Raw genomic sequence first — 22,845 nt, forward strand, 5'->3', positions numbered from 1 at the left:
TTACTCATTAATCAGATTACTTGACTAGATGGAGAATCGGGTTAATTTTCCAACGCTTTATATCTTTCTCGCAGACTGTTACGTACATTAATGGCGAAAAGATTCAATCCAATGATCACCATAATCAATAATAACGACGTCGCGTAAACCAAAGGCCGTGCAGCTTCTACATTAGGGCTTTGAAAACCGACATCATAAATATGGAACCCGAGATGCATAAATTTCCGTTCAAGGTGCAAAAATGGATAATTTCCATCGAGCGGTAAGGTTGGTGCCAGCTTAACAACACCGACCAGCATCAAAGGCGCTACCTCACCTGCCGCCCGCGCAACGGCCAGAATCAAGCCCGTCATCATGGCAGGGCTAGACATTGGCAATACAATCCGCCACAAGGTCTCAAGCTTGGTTGCACCCAACGCCAAACTGCCTTCCCGGACTGATTTCGGGATTCTGGACAAGCCCTCTTCGGTTGACACAATAACTACCGGTAAGGTCAACAAAGCTAACGTCAATGAGGCCCATAACAGCCCCGGGGTACCAAACACAGGTGCCGGTGCCGCTTCAGGATAAAACAACTCATCAATATTGCCACCCAGAAAATACACAAAAAAACCAAGACCAAAAACCCCATACACAATCGATGGCACGCCGGCTAGATTGTTGACAGCAATCCGGATCACTCGGGTGATAAATCCTTGGCTTGCGTATTCACGCATGTAAACCGCCGCGATGACGCCAAATGGCGTAACCAATACTGCCATCAACATTACCATCAAGATGGTACCGAATATCGCTGGAAAAATACCACCTTCGGTATTTGCTTCACGCGGATCTTCGGTAACAAAGGCGTAAAACTGCCGTAAATATTCGGCCGTTTTTTGGCCAATGCTCATAGCATTCGGACGGGTTAAATTCACTACCTTTTTAAGCGGTATTTCAACGGTTTGCCCATTGCCTGTTTCGGCAACCAGGCTATCACGCATAATAGCCTGATTCAATTTGGCAATTTGGCTACGGAATTTTTGATACGACTGCTGATATTCAGCCTTTTCCCGGGCGATCTCCTGCTTGGCCTGCTCGTCTAATGCACCTTCCAGTTCCAAACGCCGTTGTTTCAAGCGCAAACGTTCGAGCGCATAGTTAATCGCACCAATTTCCTTTTTTTGCAGATGTTCGATTTGCTCATATAAGTACCGGGCGTGGTCAATGCGCGGCAATACTTCTGGATAAGCCGCATCACCTTCGGCAATAATTTTGCCATTTTCCTTGACCGCTTTCAGGCGACCATAAAAATTTCCCCACTCACGCCGCTCGATCTTGATTAAATCTTCCGGCGTTTGTTCATTTTTGATGTATTGCGCATCGATCCAGCGAAAATCCATGCCGGTAAGATCACGATTCCCGGTTTTAATCAGCCGTTGTTCCAGGTGATCGGCATTGTTCAATATCGGATAACCGGCCTCTTTAGCCTGTGCCGCCGTCAAGATGACAGTATCGACCCATTCGCCAACAATTGTTTTTTCTCCTTTGCCATCCTGATACTGAAATTGGTAAATGTCCACCGGCCAGAAATGCACCATTCCTCGCACCGCAATCAGGCCGACCAGCCCAATAACCATAATCAGACATATACTGATGGCTGCTGCATTCAACCAAACCCAAGGCGTTCCGCTTTTAAACCAGTTTTTCATCATAATGAGCTGTATTTATTACGTAAATTCTGACGAACCAACTCCGCCAGCGTATTGAAAACAAAAGTAAAAACAAATAACACCAGGGCTGCCAGAAATAACACGCGGTAATGGGTACTATCAAGTTCCGCTTCTGGCATTTCCACCGCGATATTGGCGGCTAATGTCCGCATACCCTGAAAAATACTCAAATCCATCACTGGCGTATTACCAGTTGCCATCAATACAATCATGGTTTCACCAACCGCACGGCCAAGCCCAATCATTACGGCGGAAAAAATCCCAGGGCTAGCGGTCAATAACACCACTCGGATCATCGTTTGCCAAGGTGTTGCACCTAATGCTAACGAGCCTACAGTCAGGTGTTTAGGAACGCTGAAGATGGCATCTTCAGCAATGGAGAAAATCGTTGGAATCACGGCAAACCCCATTGCAATTCCGACCACTAAGGCATTACGTTGATCAAAGCCAATGCCCCAGTTTGCTTTCATCCACATTTTAATATTGCCATCAAAAAACCAAGTCTCAAAAACCGGACTGATGATGAAGGCAAACCAGGTCGCTAGAATAATAACCGGTATTAAAATAGCCGCTTCCCAGCCGGCTGGAATCGATTGTCGTAATGATTTGGGCAAATATTGCCAACACCAGGAAAAGCACAGTACAGCCAAGGGAATAACAATAAATACCGAAAAGATTGATAATAAATGCAACTCAACAAATGGTGCCAGCCATAATCCAGCCAGAAAACCCAAAATAACCGTCGGCAAAGCTTCCATGATTTCAACTGTAGGTTTGACCAATTTCCGCATTTCCGGCGCCATAAAATACGCGGTATAGGCGGCCCCCATCAAGGCCAAGGGAACGGCAAGCAACATGGCATAAAATGCTGCCTTCAAGGTACCAAATACCAGTGGTGTCAGGCTGTACTTGGGTTCAAAGTCATTACTGGAAGAAGACGATTGCCAGATATATTCAGGCTTAGGATAGCTTTCATACCAAACTTTTCCCCATATCGACTTCCATGACACTTCTGGATGCTCATTATCCACATGCCAAAAATGAATCTTTCCATCAATGGTTTGCGCGATAAAGGCATTGGCTCTTGGCGATAATGATAACGCGCTAATCGCCGCAGGCAATGTTTGTTTAATCAATTCGCGTTCAGCCGTCGTATGATAAATGGCCACCAGCCCCGTGTTATCGGCAACCATAACGCCTTTACGACGCTGTTCCGGACTAATTTGAACAATCGGGTGGTCGGATACTTTAAAAGCCCGGATCTGCTCGAATGTTCTATGGTTATGCTCATCTTTGACCAATGACCACTGCGATAACAGCCCTTTCGAATTACCAATTAAAACCGATAATTCACCATTCAGAAATTCCATTGCAGTGATTTCACCACCGTTAGACACATGTTGTTTGTCTAAAAACTTTGGTGCTGTCTTATCAGTCAAATCAAACACCATCATATCGCCTTGGCGATTAGCTAAATAGAGATCACGTTGTTCCTTATCCAGTAACATGAACGCAATCTGGCTGGCATCAATATCCAATGCCGTATCTGTGCGCTCGAAATCACCCTCATCCGAAAATAAGGATTCCTCACGGATAAAATGGCTCAACATCAACCGTCCATCCGCCGTCGCAGCAACGATAGTGGATTCATCTTCGCCGAGGCGAAGCGTCAACAGGGTTAATGGATTTGATTGTGTATCTAACTGTATCGGCTGTTTGCCCAATGGGAATTGAATCTCGGGTGTAATTAAACGAACATCATCAGGATAAGTCACTTTATAATGCGTTTTAACCACGATGACCGAACCATCTGATAACCCATAAGCAAATACGCCTTTATCCAGACGCCCATGATTGAAACTGGTAATGGTTTGGTTTTCAGCCAACGGGATGTGTTCTTCTTTAATAGGCTGCCCATCCGCTATCCGAAAAAACACAATATGACCGGTATCGGTAAAGCGTGCGCCGATTTCATTCTGCTCTTCCATGCTCAAAAAAACAGTCTTGCCTGATGCCACAACAGGTACTGAATACGTTTTAACCGGTTCAGCAGAGGGTGCAACAAACAACGGATAAACCACATAAAGCAAATAAAAGAAAATCAGCACAATAGCCACAATTACGCCTAAGCCACCACCCGTCACGCCATATGCCGCCAGCTTGTCTTTCATTAGCCGCCATTTCTGATAGCCTGGACTTGCCATTGGGTGCTGTTTTTCTGTCATGTGTTTTTCGATGATTTCACTCATAACGCCCTTCTACATTTAAACAAAAAAACAGGCTCAAATATAACATTTGAGCCTGTCTATTCCGAACTATTCTCTTGAGGGGGAGAGAAATTAATCCGGTAACCACATCCGTGTCAACTTCCTTGTTTTTTCCATAAATTATCCCTGTCCGTTACTGCAACTTTGCTAAAGCTTTTTCAACAACTTTTTCGGGTAATGGAATATATCCATCTTTAATAACAACATTTTGTCCCACTTTTGACAAGACCATTTTGATAAACTCGCCTTCCAGCGGTGGCAATGGCTTGTTAGGTGCTTTGTTGACATAGATATACAGGAAACGTGCTAATGGATATTTACCGCTCACTGCATTTTCAGGTGTCGCCTCAATAAATGGAGTACCTTCTTTTTTAGTCAAGGCAACGGCTTTAACGCCTGATGTTTTATAACCAATACCTGAATAGCCGATACCATTCAAAGAGCTCGTCACAGATTGGACCACAGAAGCCGAACCAGGTTGTTCATTGACGTTGTTTTTGTAATCGCCTTTACATAAGGCTTTTTTCTTGAAATAGCCATAGGTACCCGAAACTGAATTACGCCCATAAAGCTGAATAGGACGATCTGCCCAAGCACCTGTCAAACCGACCTGTCCCCACGTCGTAATATCTTCTGGATAACCACATTTGCGGGTTGAAGAAAAAATAGCATCAACTTGTGGGATAGTCAGGCCTTTAATTGGATTGTCTTTATTGACATAAACCGCTAAGGCATCAATTGCGACAGGAATAGCCGTAGGTTTGTAGCCATATTTCTTTTCAAAGGCATCACGTTCCTTGTCTTTCATTTTGCGGCTCATTGGCCCTAGATTTGATGTCCCTTCAGTCAGCGCAGGTGGCGCAGTTGAAGAGCCCGCAGCTTGAATCTGGATATTGACATTCGGATACAGGCGTTTGAACTCTTCCGCCCACAAGGTCATCAAGTTTGCCAGCGTATCAGACCCGACACTGGATAAATTACCCGAAACGCCACTGGTTCTTTGATATTCTGGAACACCGGCATCAACTGTTTGCACAGCTAGTGCAGAACCGCTCAATAACAGGCTAGTTGCCAAGCCTGCAGCTTTGACAGCAGAATTAACTGAAAAAGTAAATTTCATACTCATCTCTCACTATGGGTGAAAATTAATAAGGGAATAAAAATCCTAACGCACGCTCATAATACAAAGACTATATGACAAAAATATGACAGGCAACAAAAAATCGCTGCCATTAATGCAGCTTCGTCATCGTTTTGTCATGTTTGCTTTTTAAAATAGACCTTTTTCAAATCTGGAGAATATTATGCAATTAAAATCCCGCTCTTTTTTGCTGGCAGCCGGTCTGTTCGCAAGCAGCCTAGTTGTTGCTGCACCACATTATAACGTAAACGATTACTATCAAGTCTATAAAGACGGACGCATTTATGTTTTTGATGACTACAAAACATACGATGACTTTTTAAAATTAGGCGAAACAACTTACAGGCTGACCCGCATTGGCGCTGGCCCTCACGGAGAAACTATCGTTTTTGGCCTTAGAAAAAAGGATAAAAAAATGCGCTCAGGAATAGGCGCGGTTGATTTGTTTGATGGTAAAACCGAAGCCATTGACGAAGGTTTTTACGGTGAGGTCGTCAAAGATGGCCGCATTTATGTTTTCGACCACTGGGAAGACATGAAAGCCTTCTTAAATGTAGGCGAGGCACCTTATCGCTTCACCCAGATCGGTGCTGGCCCTAATGGCGAAACCGTTGTCTTTGTATTAAACAAAAAGAACAAAAAGAAACAACCCGTTGAACTGGTCAAGCTATTTAAACAAAAACACGGACTTAATTAACTCAGAGCCGACAAGTTGGGCTGACACCAAACAGCCCAACAACTCTCCACTAAGCAGTTCTTTGCAACTTGACTGTATCCCACAGCGCCTTAATTTGTGGCAAGCTCATTTCTGATTCGCCCGACTCCAACCACTCGACTATAAATGCCGCAACATTCGGATATTCAACTTTGACAGCCTGCGCATTATCCAGCCATTCAGAAATAGCGCCCGTTTCAATCTCATCCATCACCGAACCATAATTTAATTGCTGTAATGCGGCCGCATTGGAAATTTGCTCCATTTGTCCCGCTAGAGGCTTAACCAGTATTTTTTTACCCAGTTGCAAAGCTTCGCTCAACAATTCAAAGCCGGCATTACTGATAACACCATTACAATCATCCAAATCATTCTGAAATTGCGTCCTGGATAATGGATGATAGACAATATGATCATACGGACTTTCGAAAGCTGTCGGCGAATAGACATGAAAATCAAAATCCGTTAGTGCAGCCAGAGCTTTGACAATATCGTCCGGCCATTCAAACGGTAAATATACGATTATTTTATTGGGCTTGGTCGGCTTCGTACAACTATGCGTTTCAATAATGGGTGGCAAAATAGGCTGCTCAAAATGATGCCAATGCAAACCTAGCCCAAAATTGACCGGTGCAAACAAGCGCATCACCGTTTCACTCATCCAATCGGCACCCCGCTTAGGGATCGGGTATTGAAAAGCGTATTGGTGACCTAATCCTAAAACAGGCCTACCCTGTTTTTTGGCAGCCCAAGCTGTAACTGGTTCAAAATCACAGATAACCCGGTCATAAGCAGACAAATCCAGCGACCATACATCATGGATAAAGGTAATCGGATGACTTTGAAGCACAGTTTTTACAGGATTTATTTTGCCTTTTTCGACACTGAATGTCAGGCCGGTTCGATAGTGACAATCACCAAATACGGCCATATCAAAATAATCGTCCTTTTCTCGCCCACTAAACAAAAAATCGACGTCTACACCCGCCTTCTGTAACGCTTTCACCATACAACGCGCTCGCGTAATATGTCCATTCCCTGTGCCTTGTACGCCATAAAATATTTTCATGCGACAAACCCCGTCAATACAAACATGGCAACACCAGAACCTAACACCATTCCCATCAAGGTATCGGTTGGAAAATGGACGCCTAGAATCACTCTAGAAAGGGCTACAAGCATGGCCCACAACAATAACGGCAGGAATAAAATAGGAAAAAACCAGGCCACAATCGTCGCCACCATAAAGGCGGCAGATGAATGCCCCGAGGGAAAGCTGAATAAGTCAGAGGGTACCACAAGACTTTTATACCCCCGTAACGCCTGCTGAGGCCTGTTGCGCTTGAAACTGTTCTTCAATACAAAATAAATCGGCCTTTCGATCAAAAAGGCCAAGAACAATGCCTTTAAAAACAGACTGTCAGCCCCTTGCAATACAAACAAACCCAGCCCAAGCAGAGCATATAAATGACCATCACCCGTTTTAGAGACATAAAAGGCTAAGGGGCCTAAAGTTTTATAACTTGGTGATTGAATTAAGCTATTGAATAGCTTGACATCGGCATTATGAACGGTATCAATCAGCTTCATCTCATCCTCTCTTTTCATACATTTATTCATGAAAACAGCTTAAGCTATGTTCATGACAAAACCATGACGCTAATTTGACAATATGATGTCAATCGAGAGGTAGACGCATAGATTGTACTTTATGCTATCTAAATACAAAAAAGGCTGTAGTGGTTTAACCGCTACGGCCTTTCCTAATCATCGCACTTGAATCTATGTGCCTTGGATGACAATATTGGGAAATTTATGACTATAATCTTTGCTCCTCAAGGCTAATTTAGCCGCCATTTTCCGAGCAATGCTTTTATAAATTTCAGCGGCCCGACTATCGGGGTCTGCCACGACGGTGGGCCGACCAGAGTCGACATATTGACGAATTTTAATATCCAGTGGTAACTGACCCAACAATTCAACCTGGTTTTTTTCCGCCATTGTCTGACCACCGCCTTCGCCAAAAATAGGTTCTTCATGACCGCATTGACTACAAATATGAACACTCATATTTTCAATAATACCCAAAACAGGGACATTAACTTTATTAAACATCGCCAAACCACGCTGAGCGTCAAGCAAGGCAATATCCTGTGGCGTCGTGACAATCACAGCGCCGCTGACCGGAATTTGTTGCGATAAGGTAAGCTGAATATCCCCCGTGCCGGGTGGCAGATCAATAATCAGGTAATCCACATCTTTCCAGTTGGTATCCTTCAACAGCTGTTGCAGAGCGTTAGTTACCATCGGCCCCCGCCAGATCATCGGCTGGTCTTCATCAATCAAATAACCGATAGACATGGTTTGCAGACCATAGGCTATTTTGGGCTCCATAGTTTTGCCATCTTCGCTGGCAGGGTAGCCTGTCAACCCCAGCATGGTTGGGATACTCGGACCATAAATATCAGCATCTAGAATACCGACATTAGCCCCTTCTGCAACCAGCGCCAGAGCCAGATTGACAGCGGTAGTAGATTTTCCCACTCCGCCTTTGCCAGATGCCACGGCAATAATGTTTTTAACATTCGGTAATGGTTTTAAGGATTGCTGTACACTATGTGTCGCAATATTGGACTGGATATCCAGCTCGATTTGACTAAGACCTGAAATAGCCTGAAGCGTTTTTTCAATTGCCTGCTTTAGCTCAGGGATAAAGCTTTTTGCAGGATACCCCAACTCAATTTCAACACGTGCCGTTTCACCAGTCACATCAATCGCCTTGACCGAATTGGCACTCACTAAGTCTCGACCGGTATGGGGATCGACTATGGTTTTTAATTGACTCTCGATATCCTGAGAACTGACTGCAGCCATATAAAACTCCTGTATTTTTAGGGGCTGTTGCCGTTTTGAAAATCCCCCTTGAAATTCAATAACTCCGCCACATAGATTGTTTATTTTGACTCAAAAACAAGCAAACTATGCCCCGACAAATGCTTACGGATGAACTTTGGGAGAAACTGAAGATAATTATGTTGAAAATGGGAATTTATGACAAACCTTGTCTTCGAAAAACAGTCGAAGGTATTTTTTATCGCTTGCGAGTAGGTTGTCCCTGGAGAGATTTACCCACGGCTTTTGGTAATTGGAATGCGGTATATAAACGATTCAATGACTGGTCTCGTAAAGAAAAAACTGATGGGTATTTTTAACGCCTTGGTTGTTGATCCAGACCTGGAATGGGAATTTATTGATGGGAGTATTGTGAAAGCACATCAGCATAGTAGTGGTGCGGCCTGTGAACAAGAAACAGCGATAGGGAAATCTGTCGCCGGGAACACCAGTAAAATTCATATGGCCGTTGATGCCTGTGGTCTTCCTATTCATTTCTCAGTGACAGGCGGCGAAGTTCATGACTGTAAAGAAGCACCGAAATTAGTTGCAGAGCTCCCAAAAGGTGACTATATAGTTGCTGACAGAGGCTATGACAGTGAAGCATTACGTCTTCAAATTAAAGACAAAGGGGCTGTTCCTGTTATCCCAAGAAAAAAGAATTCAACTCGGGGAAATGATGAAATGGATTGGTCTACAAATATCGCCATCTCGTTGAAAATGTGTTTGCAAGACTTAAGCATTTCAGAGCGATCGCCACGCGATATGACAAACTCAAACGAAATTTTGAAGGCTCTATCGCTCTGGCTTGCGCCTTTTTATGGTTACCTATGTGAAATGGCAACAGCCCCTAAAATATTTGAATAACTTTTAATGTACAGAATACCGCAGAAGACAACAAATAACCAAGCCTTTTACTCAGGAAATAACACCAAGTCCATTCCCTTTTTATTTTTTGCGTGAAAACGGCAATGAATCAACTTATCGCTTATAACGCCGATAGCGTCGCTGCGGCTTCAACCGCTTTAATTTAAGCTTTTGTTGCCGAATTTCGGTTTCACTGAGTAACTGAAAAATATCCGCCGGCATTCCATCCGGCAGCTCAACTACCGTATAATCTGACTTAATATCAACCTGCGTAATCCGTTTAATGTCAACACCAGACTCTTGCACCAAAACCTGCTTTATTTCATCCACGCTCACCCCATGCCGTGAACCAATATGCAACCGATAACGTACGCTTTTAGGTAAAGCGGGTCTGATACTAGGCGGCTTGATTATGTTTTTATGTTGCGTGCTCTGAGAGCACTCAGAACTTTGAAATAACCTGGGAGAGACCAGATATAACAACGCCGCCGCACAGTCTTCTTGAGATACGTTCAATTGCTCCTCAAGCTGGGCCAAAAAAAGTTTTTGCTGTTGCAAGTCCTTATTTTTAAGCACATTTTCTAGCCGCTTTTTAAGCCTTTGCTGCTTTTTTTCTCCCGCTTGCATGCCCACCTTATCCGTCAAATCCGATCCAGATAAATTTCAACAAAAGCTTCATCGCGTAAGCGCCTGAGCCATAAATTGGTTTCTTCATCCATTTTTTGTTTGCGAATTTCTGCCCTGACCTTATTCTTCTTAAATTCGAGGCTGTCATCTTGCTGCTGTCGGCCCAACACCTGAATGATATGCCAGCCAAATTGCGTTTGTATCGGCTCGCTGATTTCCCCGATTTTCAACTTATTCATCGCGGCTTCAAATGGCGGTACTAAAACACCCGGCCCCACCCACCCGAGATCGCCGCCTTTAATGGCCGAACCTTTATCATCAGAATGTGCGCGAGCAAGCGCTGCAAAATCATCACCATCTTCGATCCTATGCTTTAAGGCACGTAAACGTTTTTGCGCTTCTTTGTCATCGACCAGCTCATTGGTTTTAATTAAAATATGCCGCACATGCGTCTTGGTTATCACATGTTTATCCAATCCTTGCATATCCAGTATTTTGATAATATGAAAACCACTCGGGCTACGAAGAGGCTCTGACACATCACCTTTTTTCATTTTAGTGACGATATCGACGAACAGAGTCGGCACCTGACTCACCGTCCGCCAGCCGAGATCACCGCCTTTCAGGGCATTAGCACCATCAGAGACTGAAATGGCTTTTTGCTTAAAATCTGCACCTTCACGCAATTCTTTAACCACTCGTCGTGCTTTGTCCAACGCTTTTTGAATCGCTGTTGCCGAAGCAGCTTCCGAAATCGCAATTAAAATATGTCCCAATCGATATTTAACCTTTTCTTGCCCGACATCCCCCTGGGTTTCCAGAAAATGCGCCACCTCCCTATCGGTCACTTTAATTCGTGAGCCAATTTCCCGAGCATGAAGCTGATTGATGATAATTTCTTTACGAATAGAATTCTGAAAGTCGGCAAAACTCATGCCCTGACTTTCCAGTTGCTGACGAAATTGTTCAACATCCATCCCATTTCTGGCTGCAATATCGGCGATAGCATTCCTCAGCATTTCATCACTGACATGAATGCCGATATTTTTGGCACGCTGCAATTGCAGGCGCTCTAAAATCAGACGTTCTAAAACTTGCTTACGCAAAACAAAATCTGGCGGAATCATAACCTGATTCGCCTTAAGCCTTTGTTTTATTGCCTCAGTCTCACGGCTTAACTCACTATCGAGAATAACATCATCCTCAACCACGGCGACAATCCGGTCGAGTATTTCCGCCTGCACAGAACTGATTTGTAACAAACTCAACAATAAAAATAAGGTAATGAATATTTTTTTCAGCATTTTTTATCTTCCCCGACTACGGTATCCGGGTAAATTCTTTTCCAAAAATTGATCGACTTTATCGCCGAAACGGGTCAAACCTTTGAGTTCGAGTTGCACAAACACGGCATAATCCTGCTTGGCTGCCGTTGAATTACTGATGTTATTCAAAAACTGCCGTCCGAGTACGCTAAATCGCCAGCAACAACTCTCTTTTTCCAAGCCAATAAAACTTTCAACGGTTTTACCGTATTTTACAGAATACTGCCATCGCCCCACGGCAAACCAGTTATCATATAATGGCCATTTGATTGAAAAATCAGTCTGATTAATGGTCGTTGGCAACAGTGGGTTATCACGTCGATAACGGTACCCTAAGTTAATGATTTTACCGGGTAAATCACGATAGCGCAGGGTACCATTGAAGCGCGTAAAATCATTGCTGTATGGATTCCATTGCACACCAGAGTTTAACGATAAATGATCGCTCATTTGACTGCTGACTTCTGCAATCACATTGGATAATGCATCTGTTTCCGGCTGTGTTCCGCGTAACAATACTTCACGGTTACGAAAATAAAAGATTTCACCAATATTAAATTTCAAATATTCCCGCCCTGTCTCTTCATCCAATAAGCGCGAAGTTAATGCCAAGGTCACTTGGTTAGCATCCTGAATCCTATCTGGCCCATTAAAGCGGTTTTCCCGAAACAGACTATTGAAATTAAGATCGTACAAAGAAGTATCAAATAACGGGATATTACTCTGATTAACTTTTGGAATATACAGATAAAAAGCACGCGGTTCCAGTGTATGCCGCAAATTGCTTTGCCCTAAATTAAAATCTCGTTCAAAAAATAAGCCCGCATCTAAAGAAGAAATGGGGACCACCCGGTTGATATCAGCTTGTTGCCCCGGCGTCAGGTTTTCCAGCCTATATGAGGTATAGGCCAAGGAAAACTTAGGCTTCACAAAGCCACTGTTGGTTTGCCAAGGAAAACTAACCGATGGCCGCAAATGAATCCTGTGTCCACTGACACGGCTACTTTGGTAAAAATAGGTATATTGATTCTTCATCGCCAGTTGCAATGGCATATCATCAAACTGGTGTTGCAAATCTAACTGCACTTGCGGAAATTTTCGATAAGGCTTGGAGGTACTAGGAATACTTCTGTCGATGGTTTGATAGTTTTCAACCCGAGCGACAAAATTCAGCCAATTTTTCCGATAACGAATATCGGCGATACTGCGAAGTTGACGTGTACTGGAAAAACCTAAGGCATTGTTCAAATCATTGAAATAGTCTTTGTCTGAAACATAGTTAAGATCAATATTTGATGTCAAATTCGGCATAATCTGCGATTGCGCCTTAAACCCGCCGCCATAGCGCGACTTATCCCGCAAACGGTCATACGGGACCAATTCAAGATTGATGCGCCCTTTCGTCCAATGGGTCAAAAAGCGAAATTTTGTCCGTAGCATGCCGCCACGACGCCCCATATAACGCGGTGTAACCGTCATATCGTAATTAGGCGCAATATTCCAGTAATAAGGCACTTCGACATCCACCCCGTTTTTAGCATTACTGCCAAAAGTCGGTGCTAGAAACCCCGATAAACGACGGTCGTCCAGCGGGAAAGAAATATAAGGTGTATATAAAAAAGGCACGCCCTTGAACTCCAGCCAGGCATTTTTTGCCGCACCCTTACCTGTTCTCTTGTTCATTTTTACCCGTTCAGCATGTATCACCCAATCCTGATTACCCGGTTTGCAACTGGTGAATGAGGCTTCGCTGTAGCGCGACAAAAACCTATTATCCCGATAAACCACATTGGCTGAGCCTCGAATTGGCCCTGAGGGCGAAATAAACAAGGCATTGCGTAAACGTGCCTCATCAGTTTTCAGTTTCATGTTAATCGCATCACTATACAGCGCCAGGTCCTGTTCCGAATAATACACATTGCCTTGCGCATCAAGCGTTTCCGACATGCTGTTATAACTGGCCATATCAGCCTGAATACGTTGATCGGCACGGGTTATATCGACATTACCATAAAAACTGGTCACCTCCTTGTCGAATACTTCGGAATAATCTGCATGCACATCCATCGGTGCATTTTCACGCTGCGGTTCAGCTAGATTCCGGGCGACGGCAGGCGATGGTCCTTGACAGTTCATCCACGGATCATAAGGCAACTGGGCTTGTAGTGTTCTGAATATTTCTTCCTGCCTGAAATCATAAGCCGGGGCAAACCAACCGCTTCGCACGCCTTCATTATCAACGACACGCGCCTGCCCTTTAGGATCAAAGCCTTTCAAACTACAACGCCAGGTTTCATTTTCAGGATCGGCCTGACAACTCCAGCCTGGCCGCCGATTGATGATGCCGGGCGGCTGATGATAAACCGGCTTGAATTCGGTCTCAGCCGCCACCATCTGCTTGGCGGTAGATTTTGTTTGCGATTGCGCTTCAGCCTGATTTGGCTGTATTTTTTCAGCCGCGTTTTTGTGTTCAATTTTAGCCGCATTATCGCCCTGACAAACCCATTCGCCATCCATGCCTTGCTCACAATTCCAAACATTATTGTCGGCAATGATACTTTGCGTATTCAGCAGTAAGATTAAAATGAGTAATCGGCGAAATGACATGAATAAACGGCTTTGTGGCGTAATGGCGTAAAAATAGACTAGAATGGCGGGCTGTATTTTACCTTAGTTTAAATGGATAAAGATATAAATGTCCCGAGAGACACATGATAAGCGGCTTCAATCACTAAAACACTGGCTTCAAAATGACCTCGGGTTGGAAATTATCGACTTTCGACGGGCGTCTGAAGACGCTAGTTTCAGGCGTTATTTCAGAGTTCTACACCCTCAAGGACAACATATTGTGATGGATGCCCCGCCAACCCGCGAAAATATCCGCAGCTTTATCGATATTGCCGCAATCCTTAAACAAACGGGCATTCATAGTCCTGATATTCTGGCGTATAATCTGACCGAAGGCTTTATGTTACTGGAAGATTTAGGCCAAATCAGCTTTTTTGACCAGTTAACCACTAAAACGGCAGAAACCTTATATCAAACTGCCTTTGATTGTTTATTCAAATTACACAGCCAGCTCCCGACCACACATTTATCCTTACCCGCTTATGACGCGGCCTTACTGCAAAAAGAGCTGGATATTTTCTACCACTGGTTTGCCGAGTGTCATTGTGGCGTGCCCATCCCATCCACAATACAGCAGCAATTGAATGCCTGTTTAATCCATTCCGCCTTAGAACAACCTGTTTTCTTTGTCCATCGAGATTTCCATTGCCGTAATCTGATGGTTGTGCCCGAAAACAGTCCGGGTGTGATTGATTTTCAAGATGCAGTCACAGGACCTGTCACCTATGATTTAGTGTCCTTACTCCGTGATTGTTATCTACAATGGCCTGAAGAACAAGTGGCGGATTGGCTGAATCATTACTACCAACGCTTGCTTTCTGCCGGATTGATTCAGACGAGTGCCTCTCAATTTAAGCGCTGGTTTGATTTAATGGGCTTACAACGCCACTTAAAAGCGATTGGTATTTTCGCCCGCTTGCATTACCGGGACAACAAGCCCAGCTATCTAGCCGATATTCCGCGCACCTTACGTTATATCCGTGCTGTCAGCAAGTGTTATCCCGAACTAGCTGAATTTGACCAGTTTTTGACCGAAACCCTACTACCTCATTTTCCAGAACCGCTATGAAAGCCATGATTCTGGCCGCAGGCCGCGGCGAACGCATGCGTCAATTAACCGAAACGCAACCAAAACCACTGCTACGGGTGAATGGCAAGCCTTTAATTCAATATACGATTGAAAACCTAGTGGCCGCCGGATTCAATGATATTGTGATTAACTTGGCTTATCTTGGACATAAAATTCGTGATTTTGCCGGCAATGGCCAAGCTTTTGGTTGCCAGATCAGCTATTCTGATGAAGGCGACACGGCACTGGAAACCGCCGGCGGCGTTCGTCATGCCTTGCCATTGCTGGGCGATGCACCGTTTCTGCTGATCAATGCCGATATTGCCTGCGATTTCCCTTTAATCACACTAAAAAAACAACCGGTTAAAAAAGCACACCTGGTTCTGGTATCAAACCCTCCTCACCATCCGGAAGGTGATTTTCATTTACAGCCTGATGGCATTTTGGCTCAGCACGGCACAACTAAGTTAACGTATAGCGGAATTGGCGTATTTCACCCCTGTCTGTTTTCCAACTTGCCGCCAGGGCCGTTAAAATTAGGCGCCGTACTGCGTCATAACATGCCGTCTCCAGATATCACCGGCGAAAAACATCAAGGCTTCTGGATGGATATTGGCACTCCCGAACGCTTAAAAGTACTGGCGCAACAACTTGAGTGAGTAATGGGTTGCAAACCCTCTTCGCCTGCGGATAAGCGCTTACGCCGGTCGTATTTGTCGTAATTGATAAAACAATACAGCCCATGCACCCAGAACACCTAACAGTGCTGAAAGCGCCAACAAACCCAATGTTTCGGTCAAACTTAAGAACAACAATTCAAACTGCCCCTGATAAAGACTGGCGATGTTCTCGACCGGCTCGCTTAGCACAAATACAACCAGGGTGATCAATATCCAGGCCAATACCCCGGCAAACAGCCCCAGCCAGAAACCGGTGTAAATAAAAGGACGTTGCACAAAAGCATGGGTTGCTCCCACTAATTTGGCAATCAGCACTTCTTCGCGTCGGTTCTGCAACTCCAGCCGGATAGTATTACCCATAATAAAAATAATGGCCACAGCCAGCAGACTGTTCAACACCATGACAGTGCGCTGCAACAAGGCACTGATGCTTTGCAAGCGCTTCACCCACAGCATATCCAACTGTGCGAAATCAACGGCAGGATAACGCTCAAGTTTGTCCATCAGTCGCTTAATTGCGGCAGCATCCATAGACTTTGCCACGGGCAGCACCTGCAGAACAATCGGTAATGGGTTGTTATCTAGCGCCTCCAGTGCATCGCCGAAGCCGCTGTATGCCTTAAATTCTTCCATCGCCTGTCGCTTGCCGATCAGTTTGACCGAGACAACCTCGGGTAGCCCCTTAATCGTTGCGGCCAACGTTTTAGCCTCCCTTTCTTGCACCTTTGTTTTCAAAAAAACCGAAATTTGATTGCTAGTTTCAAGGCTACCGCTTAATTGTTGAATATTTTTGACCATCAAATAAAAGCCACCAGCCAAGGTCAACGTCACCGATAACACAAGTACGGTCATCAGAGAAGTAAAAGGCGTCTTCATGATACGGCCCAGACTTGCAAACAAGACACGTGCATGTTCTAGCAGGTAAATTTTGAATATTTCGATGACCGATTTTTGTGGTTTCCGCTGCCGCTTTACCATCACCCCTCCTGCACCAACTGGCCGTGATCGAGCTTTAATACGCGATAATTCATCCGGGAAATCAAGTCAATATCGTGACTGGCAATCAAGACCGTCACACCAACCTGTTGGAACTGCTCAAACAAATGCATGACCTCCTCAGACAATTCCGGATCCAGATTTCCGGTCGGCTCATCGGCCAGAATCAATCGTGGCTTGTTGACAACCGCCCGCGCAATTCCGACGCGCTGCTGCTCCCCCCCAGACAGGGCCAAAGGATATTTTTTTTCCTGCCCTAACAAGCCGACTTTATCCAACGCCGCGCGCACACGACGGCCTATTTCATGATGATGATAGCCTGACACCACCAATGGCAAGGCAACATTATCAAACACCGTCCGATCCAGAAGTAATTTATAGTCCTGAAAAATCAACCCCAGTTGTCTGCGAATATACGGAATCTGCCGTTCACTGACGCGATTAAGGTTTTTACCTGCTAATATAATATGACCGCGACTGCATTTTTCCATCATCGCAATCAGTTTCAACAAGGTACTTTTACCGGCACCGGAATGGCCCGTTAAAAATGCCATTTCGCCTGGTGCCAAATAAAAACTGACATTCTGTAAGGCATCGCCAGCATCCGGATAGCGTTTACTCACATGATCAAAAGTCAGCATAGTTTGCGCCCTTTAGTCTTGATCGAATAATGCATCAATGAAGACTTTAGCATCAAAGTCCTGCAAATCATCAATCCCTTCGCCAACCCCAATAAACCGAATCGGCACACCAATTTGCCGTGCCAGCGCAAAGATTACCCCGCCTTTGGCGGTGCCATCGAGCTTGGTCAAGGCGATCCCTGTCAACGTAACCGCCTCATTAAACAACCTGGCTTGAGACAAGGCATTCTGTCCTGTGCCCGCATCCAGAACCAGCAATACTTCATGAGGCGCCTTTTCATCCAGTTTGGCCATAATCCGTTTAATTTTACTGAGCTCATCCATCAAGTTAGACTTGGTATGCAAACGCCCAGCCGTATCGGCAATCAATACATCGACGCCCTTAGCCTGAGCCGACTGTACGGCATCGAAAATAACCGAAGCAGAATCTGCTCCGGTATGTTGCGCAACGACAGGAATCGAATTACGTTCGCCCCAGGTTTCCAATTGTTCCACAGCCGCCGCTCTGAAGGTATCCCCTGCTGCCAACATAACCGAATGACCCTGATTCTGTAGTCGTTTAGCCAGCTTGCCAATGGTCGTGGTCTTCCCTGCCCCGTTCACGCCAACCACCAAAATAACAAAAGGCCGGTCTTGCTCGGGAATCTGTAACGGCTGACTGCATGGTGCCAAAATTTCATAAAGATACTGTTTCAAGGCTTGTGTCAGGGCTTCGGAATCCTCTAATTGATGTTTTTCCAGATTTTCAGTTAAATGTTGCAAGATGTCCTGAGTCACATCGATGCCAACATCAGCCATTAACAAACTGGCTTCAATCTCTTCTAAAGCATCTTCATCAATTTTACGGCCAGCTAACTGTGTCAGCACCCCGCCCAAACCAGAACGTGTTTTTTGTAACTGTTTCTTCAGCCGAACCAACACATTTTCCGGTTCGACTTCAATGGTTGTAGGCGAAATAACGCGTTCAGGCGATACGGGTGTAACCTCAACGGCTTCCCGCGTTTCAACGGCGGGTGGGAGCGGTTTTTCATATGCGCTGTACACAGAGATTGCAATCAGCGGCAGCATTAACAATGCCGCGAATGCACTATGCGCAAGCGCTATCACCGGAAGGGTGTAAGGCATCACTGACATCAAAATACCGAGCGTTATTTGAATGATCAACAAGATACTAAGCAATAACCCCCAGCGCCTCAGAGGCTTAGGATTATTTGCATGCGTCGCTCTCCACATCAACACACTCAGATAAATAAACAACACCAGTGCGCAGGCCCGATGCAGCCAAAGCGCCGCAATTTTAGCCGGATAATCCAACGTGCTGATGTGTCCTGTTTCAAGTCCCTGAAAAATATTAAAGGTGGTAGCAAAATCAATCGTATCAGGCAACCACTGCCCCTGACATAATGGAAAACCAGCACATACTGTTGCCGCAAAATTGTTACTGACCCAGCCCCCCCAAAATACTTGCAGGCCAAGCAATAACATTCCAAACCAAGCCAACAAGTGCAGACTGGTTTGTGGCGTTTGTCTTGAGCATAACCCATCCCGTATTCTAAAACACACACCACTGGCGCCCCAGAATACCATCACCCCAGCAAACCATTGCAGCGTTTGCATTAAGGGCATCGCCTGCCAGGCAGCTGGCCAGATTTCCCATGCGATTAAAGCCAAAGCCAATGCCATCAACAATACAGAACTCACAACACTAAACAGTCGCGCCTGTTTTTGAAATCCACTCAGCAGTAACATCAAAACACTCAATACCGCTACCAATGCTGTACTGGTCTGATAGGCAAGTAGTAACCAATCAATCTGTTGCGGTGAGAGGATTAACAGTTGTCGCCAAACCTCAAGCAGACCGGGTGATAATCGACCTGTTATTTGTCCATAACAGGCGGGCCAGTCGGCACAGGCCAGACCAGCCTCCGTCAAGCGCAAATAACTGTTTAATAAAATAGTAATGAATGCAATAATTGCCGTAAATAATGATAATTTTCTAAACATGCGTTAACTCGTTTAACCTATTTGTGAAATTCTAAGTAATTTGGCTAAATCTTTTTTAACATCATACGGATCAAAACCAGGACGATATTTCATCATCAAATTCCCTAATGGATCCATTAAAATCAACCAACCGTTTCCCGGCTCCTCTTGAATCAAAAAACGTAATTTTTTCGCCAGCGCAGGCTTTGCTTTTAATCTTAAAATTCTTTGATCATCTTTCCAGAGCGGCGCTAAATTTTCAGAATTAACTTCGGCCAGAAAGATAACGGCACGACGAATACGGGTTAAATCCTTATTCATCATTAGACGCAGCTGCCGGGTTTTATGTATAGCTTCCAAACAATCATGTTGACACGGTTTTTTGGAGACAATATTTAACAATACCCAGTGCCCCTTTAGCTCCTTTATATTTTCGGCTGAAAAAGTATCCCTGCCTTCCAACTCGTTACGCTCTGTCGTTATCACCGGCCTAATCAACTCACCTCGATTAGTGCTCGCATTAAACCATTCAGGATGCCCAGCCAAATACCAGGCAATCATAAAAGGTATGACTGACATAGCGAATAAAATCAGAATTATATTTCGGTTATTTTTAAATGGCTTATTCATCAGTTTTTTTAAAACTCATCCAAATCATCAATAGGGTTAATGTCAACGCCAGTCCATACCACTGCATGGCATAGGCATAGTGTTTTTCGGGGGGCATTTTAGTCGCGATTCGCCACTCCCTAACGTAGCCTCCAGGAAGCTCTGCATCCATTTCAACCTGAAAATCCAGCAATGCATAGCCTAACTTTTGTGCAATCAAGCCTGTATTGACAACCTGCACCACAGTTGGCCAGCCTGGTGTTGGAATATCGGCGCCATCCAACATATATCCCACTTGAGGAAAATGATTGACTCGACCTCTTATCAACACTTCAGTTTCAGTCAACCCAATATCCGGTAACTGCCGTCGATCTTTATTCATTGGAACCCAGCCCCGGTTGACTAAAACCGCCTCTGCTTTACCTTCAATTTTTAAGGGTGTCATTACATAATAGCCAACCTTCCCCTGATACATTTGATTATCAATCAAGATTTGATGCTGGATATCAAAAACGCCTTTAACCTTGACCCTGCGGTATTGTAATTGTTTTAACGATGGGTTATGCAGAGCATTCAAATCGACGGGGAATAATTTTGATTCTGTTTGCCGCTCTTGTTGTAACTGCTCTTTTTCATGCGCGCGTCTGATTTGCCAATTTCCCAATGAAATTAACAGCACCATTATAACGATATAGCCCAAGCCTATTTTCCAATTAAACTGCAGAATGGGTTTATTTTTTTTCATAAAGATTGGCTTTTCATCATAAATATCCGAAAATGAACTTTTATCCAGGATTCAAAACATGCCTATAAAAGTCATAATTATCATCGCTTTTCTATTTATTATTTATAACCTAGCCATGGCCTTGTTCCATTTGGTTAAACGCAAGGAAAATGATATGGAAGCATCAAGAAAAACCGCTAAGGCGTTAACCTGGCGAATTGGCCTGTCTCTCGCATTATTTCTTTTAATTATTCTGGCCTATGCACTGGGTCTGATTGAGCCTAAAGGCATCGGTGCACGTATGCAACAGATCAGACACATGCAACAAATCCAATCGCCTTAAACCAAACAAAAAAAAAGCGCGGTCTATTTCAGACCGCGCTTTTTGCAGGCTATATCCGCCCGTTTACAGTAAGTAAACAAAGATAAACAAACCTAACCAAACAACATCAACAAAGTGCCAATACCAGGCTACACCTTCAAAGCCAAAGTGATTTTCGGGGGTGAAATGGCCTTTCCAGCTTCTGAACAATATTACCGACAGCATGATAGCGCCGACACACACATGAAATCCGTGAAAGCCTGTCAACATAAAAAAGGTTGAACCATAAATCCCTGACCCCAATGTCAGCCCCATTTCATGGTACGCTTCATAGTATTCAAATGCTTGCAAGCCGACGAACAGAAAGCCAAGTGCGACGGTTGCGATCAAGCCTTTGATTAACTGATCCCGTTTCTTGGCTAACAAGCCATGATGCGCCCAGGTCACAGTGACACCACTGGTTAACAGAATTAACGTATTTAACAAAGGCAATCCAAAGGCACCCATCGGCTCAAATTCACCACCGACTTCCGCAGGACCATTAGTCGGCCAAGCCGCTTCAAAAGCGGGCCACAATAAATCCTTGGTCGCACGCGCAGGGCCATCACCTATGCCGCCTAACCAGGGCACCGACAGATTACGCGTATACCATAACGCGCCGAAGAAAGCGGCAAAGAACATGACTTCTGAAAAGATGAACCACATCATCCCCATCCGATATGAAATCCCAACACTGTGATTATACATTCCGGATTCACTTTCACTCGCTTGCAGCGCAAACCAACCTGTCAGCATTAGAATAAATAGTGACAAACCAAAAATCATCATGGTTGGCCCAATCGCTGAACCATTCAGATAATTGGCAAATCCTGCCAACATCATCATCAGACCGGCTGTTCCAATAAACGGCCACACCGCCTTATGTGGAACATAATAAGTATCATTGGTAGACATAAACCTTCCCCTATCGTGTTATTTTTACTGATTGCGATCAGTATTATCAAAAAATGTATATGCTAGCGTAATCGTTTTATAGCGTTCAGGCAGTTTTGGGTCAATCACAAAACGCACCGGCATGGTTTTCTTTTCATGGGGTGCAAAAGTCTGTTGCGAAAAACAAAAACATTCTGTCTTTTTCAAGTATTCTGCCGCTAAGCCAGGCGAAACACTTGGAATGGCTTGCGCGACTAACGGTTTATCGGTTTTATTTTCAGCGACAAAGTTGACGGTATAGTATTGCCCCGGATGAATCTTCAACTTTGGCGTCACACTGTAAAAAATCATCGGTGTCGATTTATTCAACGATGTGACAAACTCTATCGTCAGCTCCCGATTTTTATCCACAGGGTATTGCGTTTCAGCCACTGCTGTTTCATTGGTTTTTCCATTCAACCCCGTCACATCACAAAGTACATCATAGAGTGGCACCAAAGCATACCCAAACCCGAACATAGCAACAGCAATCAGCACCAGCTTTTTTGCCAAATTCTGGTTTTTTTGTTGTACGTCGTTGTTATGTCTAGTCATTCGCTAATCGCTTTGAGTACAGCATTGACATAAATCGCAAAAGCAATGCCCGCCAACGCAATAGCTAACAGAATATTTTTAGTTTTTGTCGTCATCTTTACCTGGCCTCCAGCGGTATTA

20 protein-coding genes and 1 pseudogene are annotated in these 22,845 nt (G+C 44.5%); 5 read left to right on the plus strand and 16 right to left on the minus strand.

The genetic code is table 11. The features are described from left to right. Window positions 1-41 precede the first annotated feature (41 nt). From pstA to JEU20_RS03035, 3 genes are all read right to left on the minus strand, one after another. Window positions 42-1,694 carry a phosphate ABC transporter permease PstA gene (pstA, locus tag JEU20_RS03025; protein WP_198243606.1) on the minus strand — a complete coding sequence of 551 codons (1,653 nt, stop codon included), beginning with the start codon at window positions 1,692-1,694 and terminating at the stop codon, window positions 42-44. After that, window positions 1,691-3,961: an ABC transporter permease subunit gene (locus JEU20_RS03030; RefSeq protein ID WP_198243607.1), complete on the minus strand. Its 2,271-nt coding sequence runs from the start codon at window positions 3,959-3,961 to the stop codon at window positions 1,691-1,693. Before JEU20_RS03030 ends, pstA begins: the two co-directional genes overlap by 4 nt. A 151-nt stretch (window positions 3,962-4,112) precedes the next feature. Continuing rightward, on the minus strand, window positions 4,113-5,099 hold the full coding sequence (locus tag JEU20_RS03035) for a PstS family phosphate ABC transporter substrate-binding protein (RefSeq protein ID WP_281066778.1): 987 nt from the start codon (window positions 5,097-5,099) through the stop codon (window positions 4,113-4,115). A 184-nt stretch (window positions 5,100-5,283) separates the two neighbouring features. Here JEU20_RS03035 and JEU20_RS03040 point away from each other — a divergent pair, with 184 nt between their 5' ends. After that, window positions 5,284-5,817, plus strand: coding sequence for a hypothetical protein (locus tag JEU20_RS03040; RefSeq protein WP_198243609.1), 534 nt, complete (start codon window positions 5,284-5,286; stop codon window positions 5,815-5,817). A 49-nt stretch (window positions 5,818-5,866) separates the two neighbouring features. Here the strand turns inward: JEU20_RS03040 and JEU20_RS03045 are convergent, their stop codons facing one another. From JEU20_RS03045 to apbC, 3 genes are all read right to left on the minus strand, one after another. Beyond that, window positions 5,867-6,904 (minus strand): MJ1255/VC2487 family glycosyltransferase, encoded by a 1,038-nt coding sequence (locus tag JEU20_RS03045; protein WP_198243610.1) that lies wholly within the window; start codon window positions 6,902-6,904, stop codon window positions 5,867-5,869. After that, on the minus strand, window positions 6,901-7,443 hold the full coding sequence (locus tag JEU20_RS03050) for a phosphatase PAP2 family protein (RefSeq protein WP_245395082.1): 543 nt from the start codon (window positions 7,441-7,443) through the stop codon (window positions 6,901-6,903). Before JEU20_RS03050 ends, JEU20_RS03045 begins: the two co-directional genes overlap by 4 nt. 174 nt (window positions 7,444-7,617) lie before the next feature. Further along, a complete protein-coding gene (apbC, locus tag JEU20_RS03055) occupies window positions 7,618-8,709 on the minus strand; it encodes an iron-sulfur cluster carrier protein ApbC (RefSeq protein ID WP_198243611.1) in 1,092 nt (363 codons plus the stop codon). A 107-nt stretch (window positions 8,710-8,816) separates the two neighbouring features. On the opposite strand from apbC, the pseudogene JEU20_RS03060 reads away from it, so the two are divergent. After that, window positions 8,817-9,563, plus strand: a pseudogene (locus JEU20_RS03060) (IS5 family transposase). Window positions 9,564-9,708: 145 nt separating this feature from the next. Here JEU20_RS03060 and JEU20_RS03065 read toward each other — a convergent pair. The 3 genes from JEU20_RS03065 to JEU20_RS03075 are packed head-to-tail and all read right to left on the minus strand — an operon-like array spanning window position 9,709 to window position 14,153. Beyond that, window positions 9,709-10,239, minus strand: coding sequence for a DbpA RNA binding domain-containing protein (locus JEU20_RS03065; RefSeq protein WP_198243612.1), 531 nt, complete (start codon window positions 10,237-10,239; stop codon window positions 9,709-9,711). Continuing rightward, the gene (locus tag JEU20_RS03070) at window positions 10,236-11,522 is read right to left on the minus strand and encodes a peptidylprolyl isomerase (RefSeq protein WP_198245826.1); all 1,287 of its coding nucleotides are present in this window, start codon (window positions 11,520-11,522) and stop codon (window positions 10,236-10,238) included. Before JEU20_RS03070 ends, JEU20_RS03065 begins: the two co-directional genes overlap by 4 nt. A 6-nt stretch (window positions 11,523-11,528) precedes the next feature. Next, window positions 11,529-14,153, minus strand: a complete 2,625-nt coding sequence (locus JEU20_RS03075; RefSeq protein ID WP_198243613.1) for an LPS-assembly protein LptD — start codon at window positions 14,151-14,153, stop codon at window positions 11,529-11,531. Window positions 14,154-14,241: 88 nt separating this feature from the next. Here JEU20_RS03075 and JEU20_RS03080 point away from each other — a divergent pair, with 88 nt between their 5' ends. Together JEU20_RS03080 and murU are read left to right on the plus strand one after the other, a co-directional pair. After that, complete coding sequence (locus JEU20_RS03080) at window positions 14,242-15,243, plus strand: aminoglycoside phosphotransferase family protein (RefSeq protein WP_198243614.1); 1,002 nt, start codon at window positions 14,242-14,244, stop codon at window positions 15,241-15,243. After that, window positions 15,240-15,902, plus strand: coding sequence for an N-acetylmuramate alpha-1-phosphate uridylyltransferase MurU (gene murU, locus JEU20_RS03085; protein WP_198243615.1), 663 nt, complete (start codon window positions 15,240-15,242; stop codon window positions 15,900-15,902). The genes JEU20_RS03080 and murU overlap by 4 nt, the downstream gene beginning before the upstream one ends. A gap of 39 nt (window positions 15,903-15,941) precedes the next feature. Here murU and ftsX read toward each other — a convergent pair whose 3' ends face one another. Genes ftsX through JEU20_RS03110 form a run of 5 tightly spaced genes read right to left on the minus strand, consistent with a single transcriptional unit; the run spans window position 15,942 to window position 20,897 of the window. Next, the gene (gene ftsX / locus JEU20_RS03090) at window positions 15,942-16,901 is read right to left on the minus strand and encodes a permease-like cell division protein FtsX (protein ID WP_198243616.1); all 960 of its coding nucleotides are present in this window, start codon (window positions 16,899-16,901) and stop codon (window positions 15,942-15,944) included. Then, on the minus strand, window positions 16,901-17,560 hold the full coding sequence (ftsE, locus tag JEU20_RS03095) for a cell division ATP-binding protein FtsE (RefSeq protein WP_198243617.1): 660 nt from the start codon (window positions 17,558-17,560) through the stop codon (window positions 16,901-16,903). The genes ftsX and ftsE overlap by 1 nt, the downstream gene beginning before the upstream one ends. A gap of 12 nt (window positions 17,561-17,572) precedes the next feature. Next, a complete protein-coding gene (gene ftsY / locus JEU20_RS03100; RefSeq protein WP_198243618.1) occupies window positions 17,573-19,564 on the minus strand; it encodes a signal recognition particle-docking protein FtsY in 1,992 nt (663 codons plus the stop codon). 12 nt (window positions 19,565-19,576) lie between these two features. Beyond that, on the minus strand, window positions 19,577-20,173 hold the full coding sequence (locus JEU20_RS03105; RefSeq protein ID WP_198243619.1) for a hypothetical protein: 597 nt from the start codon (window positions 20,171-20,173) through the stop codon (window positions 19,577-19,579). After that, window positions 20,166-20,897 (minus strand): SURF1 family protein, encoded by a 732-nt coding sequence (locus JEU20_RS03110; RefSeq protein WP_198243620.1) that lies wholly within the window; start codon window positions 20,895-20,897, stop codon window positions 20,166-20,168. Before JEU20_RS03110 ends, JEU20_RS03105 begins: the two co-directional genes overlap by 8 nt. 58 nt (window positions 20,898-20,955) lie before the next feature. Between JEU20_RS03110 and JEU20_RS03115 the strand changes: the two genes are divergently transcribed. Continuing rightward, window positions 20,956-21,219: a twin transmembrane helix small protein gene (locus tag JEU20_RS03115; protein ID WP_198243621.1), complete on the plus strand. Its 264-nt coding sequence runs from the start codon at window positions 20,956-20,958 to the stop codon at window positions 21,217-21,219. Between the two features lie 63 nt (window positions 21,220-21,282). Here JEU20_RS03115 and JEU20_RS03120 read toward each other — a convergent pair whose 3' ends face one another. Together JEU20_RS03120 and JEU20_RS03125 are read right to left on the minus strand one after the other, a co-directional pair. Continuing rightward, a complete protein-coding gene (locus JEU20_RS03120) occupies window positions 21,283-22,152 on the minus strand; it encodes a cytochrome c oxidase subunit 3 (RefSeq protein WP_198243622.1) in 870 nt (289 codons plus the stop codon). Window positions 22,153-22,176: 24 nt separating this feature from the next. After that, window positions 22,177-22,725, minus strand: coding sequence for a cytochrome c oxidase assembly protein (locus JEU20_RS03125; RefSeq protein ID WP_198243623.1), 549 nt, complete (start codon window positions 22,723-22,725; stop codon window positions 22,177-22,179). Window positions 22,726-22,845 lie beyond the last annotated feature (120 nt).

This window comes from methane-oxidizing endosymbiont of Gigantopelta aegis (assembly GCF_016097405.1).
Taxonomy (GTDB): Bacteria; Pseudomonadota; Gammaproteobacteria; order Methylococcales; family Methylomonadaceae; genus Methylomarinum.

Bases quoted from the DNA above. Each gene is read 5' to 3' on its own strand.
- JEU20_RS03120 (WP_198243622.1), bottom strand. From the start codon at position 22,152: ATGTCTACCAATGATACTTATTATGTTCCACATAAGGCGGTGTGGCCG.
- JEU20_RS03050 (WP_245395082.1), bottom strand. From the start codon at position 7,443: ATGAAAAGAGAGGATGAGATGAAGCTGATTGATACCGTTCATAATGCC.
- pstA (WP_198243606.1), bottom strand. From the start codon at position 1,694: ATGATGAAAAACTGGTTTAAAAGCGGAACGCCTTGGGTTTGGTTGAAT.
- JEU20_RS03080 (WP_198243614.1), top strand. From the start codon at position 14,242: ATGTCCCGAGAGACACATGATAAGCGGCTTCAATCACTAAAACACTGG.
- JEU20_RS03115 (WP_198243621.1), top strand. From the start codon at position 20,956: ATGCCTATAAAAGTCATAATTATCATCGCTTTTCTATTTATTATTTAT.
- ftsE (WP_198243617.1), bottom strand. From the start codon at position 17,560: ATGCTGACTTTTGATCATGTGAGTAAACGCTATCCGGATGCTGGCGAT.
- JEU20_RS03045 (WP_198243610.1), bottom strand. From the start codon at position 6,904: ATGAAAATATTTTATGGCGTACAAGGCACAGGGAATGGACATATTACG.
- ftsX (WP_198243616.1), bottom strand. From the start codon at position 16,901: ATGGTAAAGCGGCAGCGGAAACCACAAAAATCGGTCATCGAAATATTC.
- JEU20_RS03035 (WP_281066778.1), bottom strand. From the start codon at position 5,099: ATGAAATTTACTTTTTCAGTTAATTCTGCTGTCAAAGCTGCAGGCTTG.
- JEU20_RS03030 (WP_198243607.1), bottom strand. From the start codon at position 3,961: ATGAGTGAAATCATCGAAAAACACATGACAGAAAAACAGCACCCAATG.
- JEU20_RS03110 (WP_198243620.1), bottom strand. From the start codon at position 20,897: ATGAAAAAAAATAAACCCATTCTGCAGTTTAATTGGAAAATAGGCTTG.
- JEU20_RS03040 (WP_198243609.1), top strand. From the start codon at position 5,284: ATGCAATTAAAATCCCGCTCTTTTTTGCTGGCAGCCGGTCTGTTCGCA.
- apbC (WP_198243611.1), bottom strand. From the start codon at position 8,709: ATGGCTGCAGTCAGTTCTCAGGATATCGAGAGTCAATTAAAAACCATA.
- murU (WP_198243615.1), top strand. From the start codon at position 15,240: ATGAAAGCCATGATTCTGGCCGCAGGCCGCGGCGAACGCATGCGTCAA.
- ftsY (WP_198243618.1), bottom strand. From the start codon at position 19,564: ATGTTTAGAAAATTATCATTATTTACGGCAATTATTGCATTCATTACT.
- JEU20_RS03125 (WP_198243623.1), bottom strand. From the start codon at position 22,725: ATGACTAGACATAACAACGACGTACAACAAAAAAACCAGAATTTGGCA.
- JEU20_RS03105 (WP_198243619.1), bottom strand. From the start codon at position 20,173: ATGAATAAGCCATTTAAAAATAACCGAAATATAATTCTGATTTTATTC.
- JEU20_RS03075 (WP_198243613.1), bottom strand. From the start codon at position 14,153: ATGTCATTTCGCCGATTACTCATTTTAATCTTACTGCTGAATACGCAA.